We start from the raw sequence: 16,254 nt of genomic DNA on the forward strand, positions 1-16,254 counted from the left end.
CCCGCTGCACGCGATACTGAAACGGAAAACCAGCATGTCTATCAAGATTCGCAAACTCGATTCCGGCGCCAACGGTTTTCATCAGGCGCTGCACGCGGTGCTCGCGTTCGAAGTGAGCGAGGACGAAGCCATCGAACGCTCCGTCGCGCAGATTCTCGCCGACGTGAAGGCGCGCGGTGACGCGGCCGTGCTCGACTACACGAACAGGTTCGACCGGCTGAAGGCGGAGAGCGTCGCAGCGCTCGAACTGCCGCCGACGGAACTCGAAGCGGCGCTCGAAGCGCTCGAACCGAAACGCCGCGCAGCGCTGGAAGCGGCAGCGGCGCGCGTGCGCGGCTATCACGAGAAGCAGCGCATCGAGTGCGGGAGCCATAGCTGGCAATACACCGAAGCCGACGGCACCGTCCTCGGCCAGAAAGTCACGCCGCTCGACCGTGCGGGCATCTACGTGCCGGGCGGCAAGGCGGCGTATCCGTCGTCGGTGCTGATGAACGCGATTCCGGCGCGCGTCGCGGGCGTGAAGGAAATCGTGATGGTCGTGCCCACGCCCGACGGCGTGAAGAATCAGCTCGTGCTCGCGGCGGCGCTGCTCGGCGGCGTGGACCGCGTGTTCACGATCGGCGGCGCGCAGGCGGTTGGCGCGCTCGCATATGGCACGGAGAGCGTCCCATCCGTCGACAAAATCTGCGGCCCGGGCAATGCCTACGTGGCGTCGGCGAAGCGCCGCGTGTTCGGCACCGTCGGCATCGACATGATCGCAGGGCCGTCCGAAATCCTCGTGATCTGCGACGCCACCACCGACCCGCGCTGGGTTGCGATGGACCTTTTCTCGCAAGCAGAACACGACGAACTCGCGCAGTCCATTCTGCTGTGCCCGGACGCGGCGTTCATCCAGCGCGTGGAAGATGCGATCGTCGAACTGCTTCCCGCGATGCCGCGCCGCGACGTGATCCAGCGCTCGCTCGAAGACCGCGGTGCGCTGATCAAGGTGAAGGACATGGCCGAAGCCTGCGCGATCGCCAACGACATCGCGCCGGAGCATCTCGAAATCTCGGCGCTCGATCCGCACCACTGGGCCGCGCAGATCCGCCATGCCGGCGCGATCTTCCTCGGCCGCTACACGAGCGAAAGCCTCGGCGACTACTGCGCCGGCCCGAACCACGTTCTGCCGACTTCGCGCACGGCGCGTTTTTCGTCGCCGCTCGGCGTCTACGATTTCATAAAGCGCTCAAGCGTGATCGAAGTCAGCGCGGAAGGCGCGCAGACGCTCGGCGAGATCGCTGCAGAACTTGCATACGGCGAAGGCCTGCAGGCGCACGCGCGCAGTGCCGAATACCGGATGAAATACACGGGCCAGTAAGCGGCCATTGCCAAGACCAAGGCGGCCCGAGAGCCGCCGTTCGGCCGACGAGAGCGGCCGCCGAGACCATGACGACACCACAAGACATCATCCGCCCCGACGTCCTCGCGATGACGAGCTACCCCGTGCCCCACTCAACCGGCCTCGTGAAGCTCGACGCGATGGAAAATCCGTACCGCCTCCCGGACGATCTCGCTGCGAAACTCGGCGAGCATCTGGCGGGCGTCGCGTTAAATCGGTATCCGGCGCCGCGTCCGGCCAGCCTGCTTGCGAAGATCAAGCGCGCGATGAACGTGCCGCCAGCGTGCGAAGTGCTGCTCGGCAACGGCTCGGACGAACTGATCAGCATGCTGTCGATGGCGTGCGCGAAGCCGGGCGCGAAGGTCGTAGCTCCCGTGCCGGGCTTCGTGATGTATCAGATGTCGGCGGCGTTCGCGCATCTGGAATTCATCGGCGTGCCGCTCAACGCGGACTTCACGCTCGACGCCGAGGCACTCATCGCGGTCATCGAGGAGCATGCGCCCGCGCTGGTGTACCTCGCGTATCCGAACAACCCGACCGGCACGCTCTACGACGACGCCGACATCGAACGCGTGATCGCGGCGTCGACGAAGAGCCTCGTCGTGATCGACGAGGCGTATCAGCCGTTTGCGCAGAGAAGCTGGATGCCGCGCGCCGCGGAGTTCGACAACGTCGTCGTGATGCGCACGGTTTCGAAGCTCGGCCTCGCGGGCATCCGTCTCGGCTACATGGCGGGCACGGCGAAGTGGATCACCGAATTCGACAAGGTTCGCCCGCCGTACAACATCAATGTGCTGACGCAGGCGACGGCCGAGTTCCTGCTCAACCACCTCGACGTGCTTGACGCGCAGGCTGCCGAACTTCGCGCCGAGCGCGCGAAGCTGGCGGAGGAAGTCGCGGCGCTGCCCGGCGCGATGGTTTTCCCGAGCGCGGGCAACTTCCTGCTCGTGCGCGTGCCGGACGCGGCAGTGACCTTCGAAACCCTGCTGACATCGCGGGTTTTGGTCAAAAACGTGAGTAAAATGCACCCATTGCTGGCAAATTGTGTGCGTTTGACGGTCGGATCGGCCGAAGAGAACGCGCAGATGATCGCGGCTCTCAAGCTCGCGTTGCACTAACCCCGTTTTCTTAAAAAGTCTCAAGGAATCACCATGCGCATTGCGGAAGTCGTTCGCAACACCAGCGAAACGCAGATCCGTGTGAAGCTCGATCTGGACGGCACCGGCAAGCAGAAGCTCGCCACCGGCGTGCCGTTCCTCGACCATATGCTCGACCAGATCGCGCGCCACGGCCTTTTCGACCTCGAAGTCGAAGCGCATGGCGACCTCCATATCGACGATCACCACACGGTCGAAGACACCGGCATCACGCTCGGACAGGCGGTGGCGAAGGCCATCGGCGACCGCAAGGGCATTCGCCGCTACGGCCATTCCTACGTGCCGCTCGACGAGGCGCTTTCGCGCGTCGTGATCGATTTCTCCGGCCGGCCGGGGCTCGAATTCCACGTGCCGTTCACGCGCGCGCGAATCGGCACCTTCGACGTCGATCTCACCATCGAATTCTTCCGTGGCTTCGTGAATCACGCGGGCGTGACGCTGCATATCGACAACCTGCGCGGCATCAACGCGCATCATCAGGTCGAGACCGTGTTCAAGGCATTCGGACGCGCGCTGCGCATGGCCGTCGAATTCGACGAACGCGCCGCAGGTCAGATTCCGTCGACCAAGGGCAGTCTTTAATTTCCCCGGACGGTCCGGACCAAGCGGGCGGCATGCCCGTGCGACAGTGTGCTGACGGCCCTCGATGGACCTGCTCAAATCGTTTATTTCCCTGCTGGCGCTGATCAATCCGGTCGGCGCGATCCCGTTCTTTCTGAGCCTGACCGCACAACAGTCAGCCTTCGAAAAGCGCAACACGATCCGCATCGCATCGATCTCGGTGTTCTGCGTGATCGCGGTGACAGCGCTGCTCGGGCAGCAGATCATCGCGTTTTTCGGGATTTCGGTCGGATCGCTTGAGGTCGGCGGCGGCATCATCATGTTGTTGATGGCGATCAACATGCTGAACGCGCAGATCGGCAACACGCGCTCCACGCCGGAAGAGCGCCACGAAGCGGAGCTGAAGAACAGCGTCGCCGTCGTGCCGCTCGCGATCCCGCTCCTGACGGGCCCCGGCTCGATCAGCACGGTGATCGTCTATTCTGCAAATGCGCATCACTGGTACGACCGCATCGGCTTGATCGTGATCGGCGCGGTGCTCGCGGGCCTTTGCTTCGGCGCGCTGAATCTGGCCGAGCCGATCGCGCGCTGGGTCGGGCGCACCGGCATCAATATCGGGACGCGCCTGATGGGTTTGATGTTGTCGGCTTTGGCGGTGGAATTCATCGTCGACGGATTGAAGGCCTTGCTGCCTACCTTGAAATGAAAACTTCGATAGCGATTGTTGATTACGGAATGGGCAACCTGCGCTCGGTGTATCAGGCGCTGAAAAAGGCGGCGCCCGAGGCCGACGTGGCGATCGTCGAGCGGCCGGAAGCAATTCGCGCGGCCGACCGGATCGTGCTGCCGGGACAAGGCGCGATGCGCGACTGCATGGCGCATCTGTCGGCATCCGGCCTGCAGGAAGCCGTGATGGAAGCCGCGCGCGAAAAGCCGATGCTCGGCGTGTGCGTCGGCGAGCAGATGCTCTTCGACTGGAGCGAGGAAGGCGATACGAAGGGCCTTGGCCTGCTGCCGGGCAAGGTGGTGCGCTTTCAGCTCGAAGGTCAGTTGCAGGACGACGGCTCGCGCTTCAAGGTTCCGCAGATGGGCTGGAACCGCGTGCGCCAGGCGCAGCGCCACGCGTTGTGGGACGGCGTCGCGGATGGCGCATTCTTCTACTTCGTGCACAGCTATTACGTGGTGCCGGCCGCTCCGGCCCACACGTCGGGCGAAACGGTGTACGGCGCGCCGTTCACGTCGGCCGTCGCGCGCGACAATATCTTCGCGACCCAGTTTCACCCGGAAAAGAGCGCCGACGCGGGCCTGCAGCTGTATCGGAATTTCGTGCACTGGAATCCGTGATTCGCGCATCGAATCCGGCGTTTTGGCTTATCCCGAATGCATCCGCGGGCGTCGCGAGACTTGTACTACACTAGCGAGACGGTTGTGAGCAGGCGTGGCGCCTGATGACCTCGACCGTTTTGACCAACCCTCACCTGATAACACGCGATTTCTATGTTGCTCATTCCGGCCATCGATCTTAAAGACGGTCAGTGCGTACGCCTCAAGCAAGGCGATATGGACCAGGCGACCATTTTTTCCGAAGATCCGGCGGCAATGGCCCGGCACTGGGTCAACAAGGGCGCACGACGGCTGCATCTCGTCGACCTGAACGGTGCATTTGCCGGCAAGCCGAAGAACGAGGATGCGATTCGCGCAATCATCGAGGAAGTCGGCAGCGACATTCCGGTGCAGCTGGGCGGCGGCATTCGCGACCTGAACACGATCGAGCGCTATCTCGACGACGGACTCGAATACGTGATCATCGGCACGGCGGCCGTGAAGAATCCGGGCTTCCTGAAGGACGCCTGCACGGCATTCGCGGGCCATATCATCGTCGGGCTCGACGCGAAGGACGGCAAGGTGGCAACGGACGGCTGGAGCAAGCTGACGGGGCATGAAGTCATTGACCTCGGCCGCAAATTCGAGGATTACGGCTGCGAAGCGATCATCTACACCGATATCGGGCGCGACGGGATGCTCCAGGGCATCAACATCGAAGCGACGGTGCGGCTCGCGCAGGCGGTGAAAATTCCCGTGATCGCGAGCGGCGGGCTGTCCAACCTGGACGACATCGCTTCGCTTTGCGAGGTGGAAGACGAGGGTATCGAAGGCGTGATCTGCGGCCGCGCGATCTATTCGGGCGATCTCGATTTCGCCGCCGCGCAAACGCGCGCCGACATGCTGCGCGAAGCCGACGACGCCTGATTTTCCGCAGCGCCGACGGACAGGGCGCCGCGGCACTCAGTCGGCACTCACGCGGCGCCCGGCGCGCGCGCCGTTGCATCAGCACCAACCCTATCTGCAGAACATGGCTCTCGCTAAACGCATCATTCCCTGTCTCGACGTCACCGCCGGCCGCGTGGTGAAGGGCGTCAACTTCCTCGAATTGCGCGATGCGGGCGATCCGGTCGAAATCGCGCGCCGTTACGACGATCAGGGTGCCGACGAACTCACTTTCCTCGATATTACCGCGACGTCCGACCAGCGCGACCTGATTTTGCCGATCATCGAGGCAGTCGCGTCGCAGGTGTTCATTCCGCTGACGGTCGGCGGCGGCGTGCGTGCCGTGGAAGACGTTCGGCGGCTGCTGAACGCAGGCGCGGACAAGATCAGCATGAACTCGTCGGCGGTCGCGAATCCGCAACTCGTGCGCGATGCGTCTGACAAGCACGGCTCGCAGTGCATCGTCGTCGCGATCGACGCAAAGCGCGTGTCGGCGGAGGGCGAAACGCCGCGCTGGGAGGTGTTCACGCATGGCGGCCGCAAAGGCACCGGGCTCGATGCGGTCGAATGGGCGCGCAAGATGGCCGAATTCGGTGCCGGCGAAATTTTGCTCACCAGCATGGACCGCGATGGAACCAAGTCCGGCTTCGATCTCGCGCTCACGCGCGCCGTGTCGGATGCGGTGCCGGTGTCGGTGATCGCGTCGGGCGGCGTCGGGTCGTTGCAACATCTGGCGGACGGAATCGTCGACGGCCATGCCGACGCCGTGCTCGCCGCGAGCATCTTCCACTACGGCGAACACACGGTCGGCGAGGCGAAGCGCTTCATGGCCGATCGTGGCATTTCGGTGAGGATCTGAGCCATGAGCACGCAGAACGAGTGGCTCGACAAGGTCAAATGGGACGCGAACGGCCTGGTGCCGGTGATCGCGCAGGAAGCCGCGACGGGCGATGTCCTGATGTTCGCGTGGATGGACCGCGAGGCGCTAGTCAAGACGATCGAGCTGAAGCGCGCCGTCTACTATTCGCGCTCGCGCAAGCGCCTGTGGTTCAAGGGCGAGGAATCGGGGCACGTGCAGCACGTGCACGACGTCCGGCTCGATTGCGATGAAGACGTCGTGCTGCTCAAGGTCGAGCAGGTGTCGGGCATTGCGTGCCATACCGGCCGCCATTCGTGCTTTTTCCAGAAATTCGAAGGATCGGCGGAAAACGGCGACTGGATCGCCGTCGAACCCGTCCTGAAAGACCCCGAACACATCTACAAATGACGCAAATCAAAACTCAAGACACGCTGCTGCGCCTCGCCGCGCTAATTGATAGCCGAAAGGGCGGCGACCCGGAACAATCCTACGTTTCGAGACTCTTTCATAAAGGTGACGACGCCATTCTGAAGAAGATCGGCGAGGAAGCTACCGAAGTGGTGCTCGCCGCCAAGGACTCTCGGCACGGCGGCGCGCCGAAGGCGCTCGTCGGCGAGGTTGCCGATTTGTGGTTTCACTGTCTCGTGATGCTGTCGCACTTCGACTTGAACCCGGCCGACGTGATCGCCGAACTGGAACGGCGCGAAGGCTTGTCGGGCATCGAAGAGAAGGCGCTGCGCAAATCGCGCGAGCGCGAGCAAAACGGCGGCTGACGAGCATTTTTGCCGGCATGATGGAGGGATCGACATGAATCAACCGTATGAACCCTATCCGCCGCCCGCTTATCAGAATTCGGCCGAAGCCGAACGCCAGCGCGGCCTGCGCACGCTGACCCACGTCCTGTACGGCCTCTACGCCGCCTACTGGCTGACGGGCGGCATCACGGTGCTGATCGCGATCATCATCAACTACATCAAGCGCGACGACGTTGCCGGAACGCCCTACGAGGCGCACTTCGAGTGGCAAATCCGCACGTTCTGGTGGGCGGTGCTCGGGCATCTGATCGGTGTGGCGCTGCTGTTCGTGCTGATCGGCTTTCCGATTCTTTTTGCCGTTGGCATCTGGACGCTCTATCGCGTGATCAAGGGCTGGCTGTATCTTTATGAAGAGAAGCCGATCGACCCGCGTGCCTGGTTCTGACACGCGCGCCCGGCTTCCGGCAAAGAGCCTTTGACAATAACCTACGGGACGAACCGGGACATTCATGAGCCACGAAAACTGCATCTTCTGCAAAATCGCCGCGGGAGAGCTTCCGAGCAAGAAAGTGTATGAAGACGACGAGTTCGTTGCCTTCAATGACATCAATCCCGCGGCGCCGGTCCATGTTCTGGTGATCCCGCGGAAGCATATCGAGACACTTTCGCACTGCACCGAAAGCGACGCCCCGCTGCTTGGTAGAATGGTAAGTCTGGTAGGGCGTCTCGCCGACGACCTGGGCGTGGCATACACCGGCGGCGACACGGGTTTTCGTACCGTGATCAATACCGGTCCCGGAGGCGGGCAGGAGGTTTATCACATTCATGCGCATCTGCTGGCCGGCGCTCGTCCGTGGCGCCGCATGGGTTAATCGCGCAATAAAGATGCAATTTGCGCCTTTCCAATGAAATATTGGACGCGCAAAATGAAAGATTCCGGGCGGTGCATTTTCGCTCCAGCCCGGGGCCGAAAGGCCGGAGTTCACCGACGCGGCCGATCGGGCGTGGCGGAATCAAGGAGAGTTTTCATTCATGGGTTCTTTAAGCATTTGGCATTGGCTGATCGTGTTGCTCATCGTGGCACTCGTATTCGGCACGAAGAAACTGCGCAACATCGGCGGCGACTTGGGCGGCGCGGTGAAAGGTTTCAAGGAAGGCATGCGCGAGGGCGAAACGCCCGCCGATCAACGCGAATTGCCGCGCAACGGTGCAGTCGACGTCGAAGCGAAGGAAAAATCGCGCTCGAACGACTTCCGCTGATCCCAACCTGCACAGATTTCAGGAAACCTCGACTACATGCTCGACCTCGGTCTGACCAAAATGGCGCTGATCGGCGTCGTTGCGCTGGTGGTGCTCGGGCCTGAACGGCTGCCCGGCGTCGCGCGAACGGCCGGTGCGCTGTTCGGCCGGGCGCAGCGCTACATCAACGACGTCAAGTCCGAAGTTGCGCGCGAGATGGAACTCGACGAACTGAAAAAGATGCGCACGCAGTTCGAAACGGCGGCGTCGAATGTAGAAACGTCGATTCAGGACAATCTGCGCAAGCACGAAGCCGAACTCAACGACGCGTGGAACCAGGGCACATCGGAATCGTCCAGCATCGCGGGCGGTGCGACGGCCGAGACCGCATCGGCGAGCTACGACGGTTGGCGCAGCGGCTCTTCGTCGGGCAAGCGCAAGAACTGGCGCGTCAAGCAGACCGCCGTGCCTGACTGGTACAAACGCACGACGACCCGCCGCACCCGCGTGCAGTCGGGCGCGGCGCGCGTTGCCCGCCATACACCGGCGACCATGCGCCGTCCGACGAAGTTTTTCTGACCCGCATCGATTTTCCTTCCATTGATGATCCCCAACCGAGGGCCGGCGTGAGCGACCCGCAACAAAATAAAGACGAGGCCGTTGAAGAGACGTTCATCTCGCATCTGGTCGAATTGCGCGACCGCATCATCCGCGCAGGCGCTTCGGTCATCGTCGTTTTCATCGGGCTCGTGTACTGGGCGCCGGACATCTTCAAACTGCTCGCGCGGCCGTTGATGCAGAACTTGCCGAAGGACGGCAAGATGATCGTTACGGACGTCACCGGGTCGTTTTTCGTCCCGATGAAAGTGACAATGCTCGTTGCACTCGTGATCGCGCTGCCGATGGTGCTCTACCAGATCTGGGCGTTCGTCGCACCGGGCCTGTATCAGCACGAGAAGAAGCTGGTCGCGCCGCTTGTCGGCAGCAGTTACACGCTGTTTCTGTGTGGCATGGCGTTCGCGTACTTCGTCGTGTTTCCGACGATCTTTCGCGTGATGGCGCACTACAACGCGCCGCTCGGCGCGGAAATGACCACCGATATCGACAATTACCTGAGCTTCGTGCTTACGATGTTCATTGCGTTCGGCGTGACGTTCGAGGTGCCGATCGTCGTCGTGCTGCTCGCGCGCATGGGCGTAGTGTCGATCAAGAAGCTGAAGGAGATCCGGCCGTATGTGATCGTCGGCGCGTTCGTCATTTCGGCCGTCGTAACGCCGCCGGACGTCTTCTCGCAGCTGATTCTCGCGATTCCGCTCGTCATCCTCTATGAGGCCGGTATCATCGCGGCACGCATGATCGTTGGAAAAGAAGGCGTGAAGAAGGAAGAAGAGGCGACAGCGGCGGAATAATCCATACGCCGCGCGAGAAATAAAAAAGGGCCGCTTCGCAAGAAGCGGCCCTTTGCTTTTCCAGTCTGCGACAAATCGACGCGCCTACCGAAGCATCATTCGTCGCCCTGACCCTGATCGTCCTGGCCGTCCTCGGGCAGTTGCGGCGCGCGTGGTTGCGCCGGCCGCTTGCCGATCATCACGTTCACGTCCAGTTCCTTGTTCTTGCGCATCAGGTGCACTTTCACCGACGTTCCCGGCTTGATCTGCGCGACGACGTTCAAAAGGCGCGTGGTGTCGGTGATCGTGTCGTCGTTGATGCTGACGAGGATGTCGCCGGGCTTGATGCCCGCCTTGTCGGCCGGACCGCCTTGCAGCACGCCCGCGACGATCGCGCCCGATTTCTGGTCCAGCCCGAACGATTCGGCGATTTCCGGCGTCACGTCCTGCGGCTCGACGCCGATCCAGCCGCGCGTCACCGTGCCCGTCGTGATGATGCTTTCCAGCACGCTGCGCGCGGTCGAAACCGGAATCGCGAAGCCGATGCCGAGCGAGCCGCCGCTTCGCGAATAAATCGCGGTGTTGATGCCGAGCAGGTTGCCGTTCACGTCGATGAGCGCACCGCCCGAGTTGCCCGGGTTGATCGCGGCGTCGGTCTGGATGAAGTTTTCGAACGTATTGATGCCGAGGTGATTGCGTCCGAGCGCGCTCACGATGCCCATCGTCACGGTCTGGCCAACGCCGAACGGATTGCCGATCGCGAGCACCACGTCGCCGACGCGCGTCTGGTCCATGCGTCCGAGCGTGATGGTCGGCAGGTTCGTCATGTTGATCTTGAGCACGGCGAGGTCCGTTTCCGGATCGACGCCGATCACTTTCGCGCTCGACGTGCGGCCGTCGGCGAGCGCGACTTCGATCTGATCCGCCCCGTCGACGACATGCTGGTTCGTTAGAATGTAACCTTCCGAGCTGACGATCACGCCGGAGCCCAGATTCGACGCCGGCGGCTCGTCGCTCTTGCGCTTGTTCTTGTCGCCGAAAAAGTAGCGAAAGAGCGGATCTTTCGCGCGCGGGTCCGGCGGCAGGCTGCCGTCCTTGCTGGAGAACACATTGACGACCGCGGGCATCGCCTTCTGGGCGCCATCCGCGTACGACGATTGCACGGGCCGCGTGCCGATGCTCGGCGCCACCTCCTGCAATGCGACGATAGGTTCGGCAAGCTGTTTGCCGAACTGGCCCTGGCGTTGCAGCCACTGCGGTTTTAAGGTCGCGACGATGAACATCAGCGCCAAAAGCACGGTCACCGCTTGGGCAAAAAAGAGCCAGAAGCGTCTAAGCATTTGATGGGATAGAGGATTTCATGGATCGGATCGAACTCGAATTGTATCTGAACAATCTGCTGGAAATCGGCCGCTTCCGGGACTATTGCCCCAATGGCCTGCAGGTCGAAGGCGCGCGGCGCATCCGGAAACTCGCCACCAGCGTGACGGCATCGCTGGCGTTTCTCGAGGCCGCGGTCGAATGGGGTGCCGACGCCGTCCTCGTGCATCACGGCTATTTCTGGAAGAACGAGGCGCCCCAGATCACGGGACGCAAGTATCAGCGGGTGCGCACGTTGATCGCGAACGATCTCAGTCTCTTCGCCTATCACCTCCCGCTCGATTCGCATCCCGAGCTGGGGAACAACGCGCAGATCGGCGCGCGGCTCGGGCTGATCGCGGACGGCCGTTTTGGCGAACAGGACCTCGGCTGGATCGCGCCGCTGCCGATGCCGCTTTCGCTCGAACATTTCACGGCGTCGGTGGAGAACGCGCTCGGCCGCAAGCCGCTCGTCCTCGGCGACGCCAATCGCGAACTGCGCCGCGTCGCATGGTGCACGGGCGGCGCGCAAGGCTATTTCGACGACGCCATCGCGGCCGGCGCCGACGTCTATCTGAGCGGCGAAGTCTCTGAGCAGACGATGCACATCGCGATGGAAAGCGGCGTCGCGTATCTCGCGGCCGGGCATCACGCGACCGAGCGCTACGGCGTCCAGGCGGTCGGCGCGCACCTGTCAGAGCAATTCGACATCGAACATCTCTTTATTGATATCGATAATCCTGTTTGAATAAGCGCGCGTCGCGGTTAATTGCGGCGCCGCAATAAGCGTAAATAAGCGCTTCGTCAAAAAAGAGCAAAAATGTGCGGGGAAACCCTGAAGCATCAAGGACTTCGAGTGATTTCTGCTATTCGGGCCTTGTAAATGACGGCTCCATTCGCGCACACTAGCGGCGGAGAACTGATGTGACGGTATAAATCCAACTCAGAATTGGGGCGTGTAATGCGAGACAAGGAAGAGAAGCGCGTCGACGGCAGCCGCCGAACCTGGCTGATTGCGACGACCGTAGCGGGTGGCTTTGGAGGCGTGGCCACTGTCGTACCCTTTGTTAGTTCGTTTGCTCCTTCGGAAAAGGCCAAGGCGGCGGGCGCGCCCGTCGAGGTCGATATCAGCAGTCTCAAGCCCGGCGACATGATGACGGTCGCCTGGCGCGGCAAGCCGGTGTGGATCATCAATCGCACCGACGAACAGCTCGCCGACGTCAAGAAAGCCGACAACGAAGTCGCCGATCCCAAATCGAAGCTGGAATTCTCGATGCCGTTGCCGGAGTACTGCAACAACGAGTTCCGTTCGCGCGCCGATCACAAGAACATCTTCGTCGCGGTGGCCGTGTGCACGCATTTGGGCTGCACGCCGACGCCGCGCTTTCAGGAAGGCCCTCAACCCAATCTCCCCGACAACTGGCCCGGCGGGTTTCTCTGCCCGTGCCACGGCTCGACTTATGACCTGGCCGGCCGCGTCTTCAAGAACAAGCCTGCGCCGCAGAACCTGGACGTGCCGCCGTACATGTTCACGTCGGCGACGCAACTCGTGATCGGCAGGGACGAAAAGGGAGAGGCTTAATGGCGCTCGCAGACAACGAAGTTGAAACAACTGGGCTGGTCGGCTGGATCGACCGCCGTTTCCCGCTGACGTCGACGTGGAAAAAGCACGTCTCCGAGTACTACGCGCCGAAGAATTTTAACTTCTGGTATTTCTTCGGATCGCTGGCGCTCCTGGTGCTGGTGCTCCAGATCGTCACCGGCATCTTCCTCGTCATGAACTACAAGCCCGATGCGACGCTTGCGTTCGCATCGGTCGAGTACATCATGCGCGAAGTGCCGTGGGGCTGGCTCATCCGCTACCTGCACTCGACAGGCGCGTCGATGTTCTTCGTCGTCGTGTACCTGCACATGTTCCGCGGCCTGATATACGGGTCGTATCGCAAGCCGCGCGAACTCGTGTGGATCTTCGGCTGCGCGATTTTCCTGTGCCTGATGGCCGAGGCGTTCTTCGGCTACCTGCTGCCGTGGGGACAAATGTCGTTCTGGGGCGCGCAGGTGATCGTGAACCTATTTTCGGCGATTCCGTTCATCGGTCCGGATCTGTCGTTGTGGATTCGCGGCGACTACGTGGTGTCGGACGTCACGCTGAATCGCTTCTTCGCGTTTCACGTGATCGCGATTCCGCTGGTGCTGATCGGCCTCGTGGTTGCGCACCTGGTTGCGCTGCACGAAGTCGGCTCGAACAACCCTGACGGCATCGAGATCAAGGCGAAAAAGGACGCGAACGGCATCCCGATCGACGGCATTCCGTTCCATCCGTACTACTCTGTGCACGATTTCATGGGCGTGTGCGTGTTTCTGTTCATTTTCGCGGCGATCGTCTTTTTCGCGCCGGAAATGGGCGGCTATTTCCTCGAAGCGAACAACTTCGTGCCGGCAAATCCGCTGCAGACGCCGCCGGAAATCGCACCTGTCTGGTATTTCACCGCCTTCTACGCGATGCTCCGCGCGACCACCGATCCGTTCAAGATCGTGCTGATGGTCGTGATCGGCCTGCTCGGCGTGTTCGCGCTGCTGCGCGCGCGCGGCAAGTGGCGGCTGGGACTGCCCGTGCTGGCGATCGCGGTGATCGTGTTCATGGCGTTGACCGAGTCGAAGTTCTGGGGCGTCGTGGTAATGGGCACGGCGGTCGTTTCGCTGTTTTTCCTGCCGTGGCTGGACCGCAGTCCGGTCAAATCGATTCGATACCGACCGCTTTTCCACAAGGTCTTCTACGGCATCTTCGTGTTCGCTTTCCTGCTGCTCGGCTATCTCGGGACCCGGCCGCCATCGCCCGCCGCGACGCTGATCGCGCAAATCTGCGCGCTCGTCTACTTCGCGTTTTTCCTGGGCATGCCGTTCTGGACGCCGCGCGGCCGCTTCAAACAGCCGCCAGAGCGCGTGCGCTTCAAATCCCATTGACGCTGCGCCCGGAGACAACACGATGAAAAAATGGCTCTCTACACTGGCGTTGATCGGGGCGGCGCTGTGCGCGTTCGGCGCGGCGCCGGCTTACGCTGAAGGCGAAGTCCCGCTCGACCACGCGCCTGACAGCGCCGACAATTTCGCGTCCCTGCAGCACGGCGCCCAATTGTTTGTAAACTATTGCCTGAACTGCCATAGTGCGAACCTGATGCGCTACAACCGTCTGACGGATCTCGGCATCGACCCGAAGGAAATCCAGCAGAACCTGCTTTTCACGACCGACAAGATTGGCAATACGATGTCGATCGCGATGCGCCCGGAGGACGCGAAAGCGTGGTTCGGGGCGTCGCCGCCGGATTTGTCGGTGGAAGCGCGGGCGCGCGGCAAGGACTGGCTCTACACGTATTTGCGGAGTTTTTATCGCGACGAAACGCGGCCGACGGGCTGGAACAACCGCGTGTATGAAAACGTGGGGATGCCGCACGTGCTCTGGACCTTGCAGGGCATCCGCACGGCGAAATTCGAGACCGAAACTGACGAAAAAACTGGCGAAAAGGTGAAACATTTCGCTGGATATACGCAAGTCACGCCGGGGTCGATGTCGCCGGTGGATTATGATTCGGCTATGGCCGATCTGGTTTCGTACCTTTCGTGGATGTCGGAGCCCGCCCAGCAGACCCGCAAGCAACTGGGTGTCTGGGTGCTGATGTTCCTCGGGATTTTGAGCTTTCTCGCCTGGCGCCTGAACGCGTCATACTGGAAAGACATTAAATAAACACGCCGCGATCGGTGTGGGCCAGCGTGACCGAAGCGCCTCCTCGAAGGCGCTTTTCGCGCGTTGGCCCGTCAAGTTTTCTGAAGGGACCTTAAAAACATGATGGTTTTGTACTCCGGCACTACTTGCCCGTTCTCCCAGCGCTGCCGGCTGGTGTTGTTCGAAAAGGGCATGGATTTCGAAATCCGCGACGTCGACCTGTTCAACAAACCGGAAGACATCGCGGTGATGAACCCGTACGGACAGGTTCCGATTCTGGTCGAGCGCGACCTGATCCTGTACGAGTCGAACATCATCAACGAATATATCGACGAGCGTTTCCCGCACCCGCAACTGATGCCGGCCGACCCGGTTCAGCGCGCCCGCGCCCGCCTGTTCCTGCTGAACTTCGAGAAGGAACTGTTCGTTCACGTCGGCACGCTCGAAAACGAAAAGGGCAAGGCCGCGGAAAAGAATCACGAGAAAGCGCGCAACGCGATCCGCGATCGCCTGACGCAGCTCGCTCCGATCTTCCTGAAGAACAAGTACATGCTTGGCGAAGAATTTTCGATGCTCGACGTCGCGATCGCGCCGCTCTTGTGGCGTCTGGATCACTACGGCATCGAGTTGTCGAAGAATGCTGCGCCGTTGATGAAGTACGCCGAGCGGATTTTCAGCCGCCCGGCCTATATCGAAGCGCTGACGCCTTCGGAAAAGGTGATGCGCCGCTGAGTTTTGCGAGTGCGGACGCGGGCGTCGCGGACTTCGCGGCGCCGCGTTCCGGTAAAGGACAGTTGATGCAAGAGATTTCCACCAAGCCTTACCTGCTGCGCGCGCTCTACGAGTGGTGCACGGATAATGGTTTTACGCCGCATATCGCGGTCCGGGTCGATAACTCCACGCGCGTGCCGCGCCAGTTCGTGCGCAACGACGAGATCGTGTTGAACATCAGCTTCGAGGCGACTAGCCAGTTGCAGATGGGCAATGAGTGGATCGAGTTCAGCGCGCGCTTCTCGGGCAAGTCGCATAAGATCGAGGTGCAGGTCACGAACGTTCTCGCCATTTACGCGCGAGAGAACGGGCAGGGCATGGCATTCCCGGTCGAGCCGGCTACACTCGCTCCGGCGTCGGATACGAGCGGGCCGCCGCGTTCGTCCGAACTCGATCAGGCCGAGATCGATGAAGAGGCGGCAGCGGGATCGGCGGCAGAAGACAGTGCTTCCGCCGAGGAGGAGACGTCGAAATCGGGCGGCCGCTCTCACCTTAAAGTGATCAAATGAAGTAGAATCCTGTGCTTCGCCGGCTTAGCTCATCTGGTAGAGCGCTTGACTTGTAATCATGAGGTGGCGGGTTCGAGTCCTGCAGCCGGCACCAGACAAGCGTTGACGGGTCGCGCGATGTTCGCGTGACCCGTTTGCTTTTTGGGTAGAAGGCGCGAAGTGGTCCGATGCTTTAAGCGAGCATTGAAGTCGACAGAAAAAGGTTTTTCAAATCTGTTGACGAAAAGCGAAACGTTCTTCATAATCTCGTTTCTCTGCTGCTGATGCAGCGACGCAGAACGGAAGC

General features: G+C 61.5%; 21 protein-coding genes and 1 tRNA gene. 21 read left to right on the plus strand and 1 reads right to left on the minus strand.

Translation table 11 applies throughout. The features are described from left to right. Positions 1–34 precede the first annotated feature (34 nt). From hisD to tatC, 14 genes are all read left to right on the plus strand, one after another. Entirely contained in the window at positions 35–1,360 is a 1,326-nt protein-coding gene (hisD, locus tag AWB81_RS19595) for a histidinol dehydrogenase (RefSeq protein ID WP_062638203.1), read from the plus strand. A gap of 68 nt (positions 1,361–1,428) precedes the next feature. Next, positions 1,429–2,499 (plus strand): histidinol-phosphate transaminase, encoded by a 1,071-nt coding sequence (gene hisC, locus AWB81_RS19600; RefSeq protein ID WP_062638204.1) that lies wholly within the window; start codon positions 1,429–1,431, stop codon positions 2,497–2,499. A 33-nt stretch (positions 2,500–2,532) separates the two neighbouring features. Beyond that, positions 2,533–3,120: an imidazoleglycerol-phosphate dehydratase HisB gene (hisB, locus tag AWB81_RS19605; protein WP_062638205.1), complete on the plus strand. Its 588-nt coding sequence runs from the start codon at positions 2,533–2,535 to the stop codon at positions 3,118–3,120. 64 nt (positions 3,121–3,184) lie between these two features. Continuing rightward, positions 3,185–3,805: a MarC family protein gene (locus AWB81_RS19610; protein WP_062638206.1), complete on the plus strand. Its 621-nt coding sequence runs from the start codon at positions 3,185–3,187 to the stop codon at positions 3,803–3,805. After that, positions 3,802–4,443 (plus strand): imidazole glycerol phosphate synthase subunit HisH, encoded by a 642-nt coding sequence (hisH, locus tag AWB81_RS19615; protein ID WP_062638207.1) that lies wholly within the window; start codon positions 3,802–3,804, stop codon positions 4,441–4,443. The genes AWB81_RS19610 and hisH overlap by 4 nt, the downstream gene beginning before the upstream one ends. Positions 4,444–4,596: 153 nt before the next feature. Beyond that, positions 4,597–5,349 carry a 1-(5-phosphoribosyl)-5-[(5-phosphoribosylamino)methylideneamino]imidazole-4-carboxamide isomerase gene (gene hisA, locus AWB81_RS19620; protein WP_062638208.1) on the plus strand — a complete coding sequence of 251 codons (753 nt, stop codon included), beginning with the start codon at positions 4,597–4,599 and terminating at the stop codon, positions 5,347–5,349. Between the two features lie 103 nt (positions 5,350–5,452). Further along, a complete protein-coding gene (hisF, locus tag AWB81_RS19625; protein ID WP_062638234.1) occupies positions 5,453–6,226 on the plus strand; it encodes an imidazole glycerol phosphate synthase subunit HisF in 774 nt (257 codons plus the stop codon). 3 nt (positions 6,227–6,229) lie between these two features. After that, on the plus strand, positions 6,230–6,634 hold the full coding sequence (gene hisI / locus AWB81_RS19630; protein ID WP_062638209.1) for a phosphoribosyl-AMP cyclohydrolase: 405 nt from the start codon (positions 6,230–6,232) through the stop codon (positions 6,632–6,634). Next, positions 6,631–6,999, plus strand: a complete 369-nt coding sequence (locus tag AWB81_RS19635; protein ID WP_062638210.1) for a phosphoribosyl-ATP diphosphatase — start codon at positions 6,631–6,633, stop codon at positions 6,997–6,999. Before hisI ends, AWB81_RS19635 begins: the two co-directional genes overlap by 4 nt. A gap of 34 nt (positions 7,000–7,033) precedes the next feature. Continuing rightward, positions 7,034–7,426 carry a DUF4870 family protein gene (locus tag AWB81_RS19640; RefSeq protein ID WP_062638211.1) on the plus strand — a complete coding sequence of 131 codons (393 nt, stop codon included), beginning with the start codon at positions 7,034–7,036 and terminating at the stop codon, positions 7,424–7,426. Between the two features lie 64 nt (positions 7,427–7,490). Next, the gene (locus AWB81_RS19645; protein WP_062638212.1) at positions 7,491–7,853 is read left to right on the plus strand and encodes a histidine triad nucleotide-binding protein; all 363 of its coding nucleotides are present in this window, start codon (positions 7,491–7,493) and stop codon (positions 7,851–7,853) included. 160 nt (positions 7,854–8,013) lie between these two features. Then, positions 8,014–8,241, plus strand: a complete 228-nt coding sequence (tatA, locus tag AWB81_RS19650; RefSeq protein WP_062638213.1) for a Sec-independent protein translocase subunit TatA — start codon at positions 8,014–8,016, stop codon at positions 8,239–8,241. A gap of 36 nt (positions 8,242–8,277) precedes the next feature. Continuing rightward, on the plus strand, positions 8,278–8,799 hold the full coding sequence (tatB, locus tag AWB81_RS19655; RefSeq protein ID WP_062638214.1) for a Sec-independent protein translocase protein TatB: 522 nt from the start codon (positions 8,278–8,280) through the stop codon (positions 8,797–8,799). A gap of 47 nt (positions 8,800–8,846) precedes the next feature. Further along, a complete protein-coding gene (gene tatC / locus AWB81_RS19660; protein ID WP_062638215.1) occupies positions 8,847–9,629 on the plus strand; it encodes a twin-arginine translocase subunit TatC in 783 nt (260 codons plus the stop codon). 95 nt (positions 9,630–9,724) lie between these two features. On the opposite strand, the gene AWB81_RS19665 is transcribed toward tatC, so the two are convergent. Next, positions 9,725–10,948: a S1C family serine protease gene (locus AWB81_RS19665; RefSeq protein ID WP_062638216.1), complete on the minus strand. Its 1,224-nt coding sequence runs from the start codon at positions 10,946–10,948 to the stop codon at positions 9,725–9,727. A 20-nt stretch (positions 10,949–10,968) separates the two neighbouring features. Between AWB81_RS19665 and AWB81_RS19670 the strand changes: the two genes are divergently transcribed. From AWB81_RS19670 to AWB81_RS19700, 7 genes are all read left to right on the plus strand, one after another. Then, positions 10,969–11,715, plus strand: coding sequence for a Nif3-like dinuclear metal center hexameric protein (locus AWB81_RS19670; RefSeq protein WP_062638217.1), 747 nt, complete (start codon positions 10,969–10,971; stop codon positions 11,713–11,715). Between the two features lie 213 nt (positions 11,716–11,928). Then, a complete protein-coding gene (gene petA / locus AWB81_RS19675; RefSeq protein WP_062638218.1) occupies positions 11,929–12,549 on the plus strand; it encodes a ubiquinol-cytochrome c reductase iron-sulfur subunit in 621 nt (206 codons plus the stop codon). Continuing rightward, entirely contained in the window at positions 12,549–13,931 is a 1,383-nt protein-coding gene (locus tag AWB81_RS19680; protein ID WP_062638219.1) for a cytochrome b, read from the plus strand. The genes petA and AWB81_RS19680 overlap by 1 nt, the downstream gene beginning before the upstream one ends. A 22-nt stretch (positions 13,932–13,953) precedes the next feature. Beyond that, the gene (locus AWB81_RS19685) at positions 13,954–14,709 is read left to right on the plus strand and encodes a cytochrome c1 (RefSeq protein ID WP_062638220.1); all 756 of its coding nucleotides are present in this window, start codon (positions 13,954–13,956) and stop codon (positions 14,707–14,709) included. A gap of 99 nt (positions 14,710–14,808) precedes the next feature. Beyond that, complete coding sequence (locus AWB81_RS19690; protein ID WP_031362199.1) at positions 14,809–15,420, plus strand: glutathione S-transferase N-terminal domain-containing protein; 612 nt, start codon at positions 14,809–14,811, stop codon at positions 15,418–15,420. A gap of 65 nt (positions 15,421–15,485) precedes the next feature. Then, on the plus strand, positions 15,486–15,968 hold the full coding sequence (locus AWB81_RS19695; protein WP_062638221.1) for a ClpXP protease specificity-enhancing factor: 483 nt from the start codon (positions 15,486–15,488) through the stop codon (positions 15,966–15,968). Positions 15,969–15,986: 18 nt separating this feature from the next. Beyond that, a tRNA-Thr gene (locus AWB81_RS19700) sits at positions 15,987–16,062 on the plus strand. Positions 16,063–16,254 lie beyond the last annotated feature (192 nt).

Origin of the sequence: Caballeronia arationis, assembly GCF_001544975.2 — a bacterium.
GTDB lineage: Bacteria > Pseudomonadota > Gammaproteobacteria > Burkholderiales > Burkholderiaceae > Caballeronia > Caballeronia arationis.

Bases quoted from the DNA above. Each gene is read 5' to 3' on its own strand.
- hisF (WP_062638234.1), top strand. From the start codon at position 5,453: ATGGCTCTCGCTAAACGCATCATTCCCTGTCTCGACGTCACCGCCGGC.
- AWB81_RS19645 (WP_062638212.1), top strand. From the start codon at position 7,491: ATGAGCCACGAAAACTGCATCTTCTGCAAAATCGCCGCGGGAGAGCTT.
- tatB (WP_062638214.1), top strand. From the start codon at position 8,278: ATGCTCGACCTCGGTCTGACCAAAATGGCGCTGATCGGCGTCGTTGCG.
- petA (WP_062638218.1), top strand. From the start codon at position 11,929: ATGCGAGACAAGGAAGAGAAGCGCGTCGACGGCAGCCGCCGAACCTGG.
- AWB81_RS19670 (WP_062638217.1), top strand. From the start codon at position 10,969: ATGGATCGGATCGAACTCGAATTGTATCTGAACAATCTGCTGGAAATC.
- hisD (WP_062638203.1), top strand. From the start codon at position 35: ATGTCTATCAAGATTCGCAAACTCGATTCCGGCGCCAACGGTTTTCAT.
- hisI (WP_062638209.1), top strand. From the start codon at position 6,230: ATGAGCACGCAGAACGAGTGGCTCGACAAGGTCAAATGGGACGCGAAC.
- hisB (WP_062638205.1), top strand. From the start codon at position 2,533: ATGCGCATTGCGGAAGTCGTTCGCAACACCAGCGAAACGCAGATCCGT.
- AWB81_RS19640 (WP_062638211.1), top strand. From the start codon at position 7,034: ATGAATCAACCGTATGAACCCTATCCGCCGCCCGCTTATCAGAATTCG.
- AWB81_RS19685 (WP_062638220.1), top strand. From the start codon at position 13,954: ATGAAAAAATGGCTCTCTACACTGGCGTTGATCGGGGCGGCGCTGTGC.
- AWB81_RS19695 (WP_062638221.1), top strand. From the start codon at position 15,486: ATGCAAGAGATTTCCACCAAGCCTTACCTGCTGCGCGCGCTCTACGAG.
- AWB81_RS19680 (WP_062638219.1), top strand. From the start codon at position 12,549: ATGGCGCTCGCAGACAACGAAGTTGAAACAACTGGGCTGGTCGGCTGG.
- AWB81_RS19610 (WP_062638206.1), top strand. From the start codon at position 3,185: ATGGACCTGCTCAAATCGTTTATTTCCCTGCTGGCGCTGATCAATCCG.
- hisA (WP_062638208.1), top strand. From the start codon at position 4,597: ATGTTGCTCATTCCGGCCATCGATCTTAAAGACGGTCAGTGCGTACGC.
- AWB81_RS19635 (WP_062638210.1), top strand. From the start codon at position 6,631: ATGACGCAAATCAAAACTCAAGACACGCTGCTGCGCCTCGCCGCGCTA.
- hisH (WP_062638207.1), top strand. From the start codon at position 3,802: ATGAAAACTTCGATAGCGATTGTTGATTACGGAATGGGCAACCTGCGC.
- AWB81_RS19665 (WP_062638216.1), bottom strand. From the start codon at position 10,948: ATGCTTAGACGCTTCTGGCTCTTTTTTGCCCAAGCGGTGACCGTGCTT.
- tatA (WP_062638213.1), top strand. From the start codon at position 8,014: ATGGGTTCTTTAAGCATTTGGCATTGGCTGATCGTGTTGCTCATCGTG.
- AWB81_RS19690 (WP_031362199.1), top strand. From the start codon at position 14,809: ATGATGGTTTTGTACTCCGGCACTACTTGCCCGTTCTCCCAGCGCTGC.
- hisC (WP_062638204.1), top strand. From the start codon at position 1,429: ATGACGACACCACAAGACATCATCCGCCCCGACGTCCTCGCGATGACG.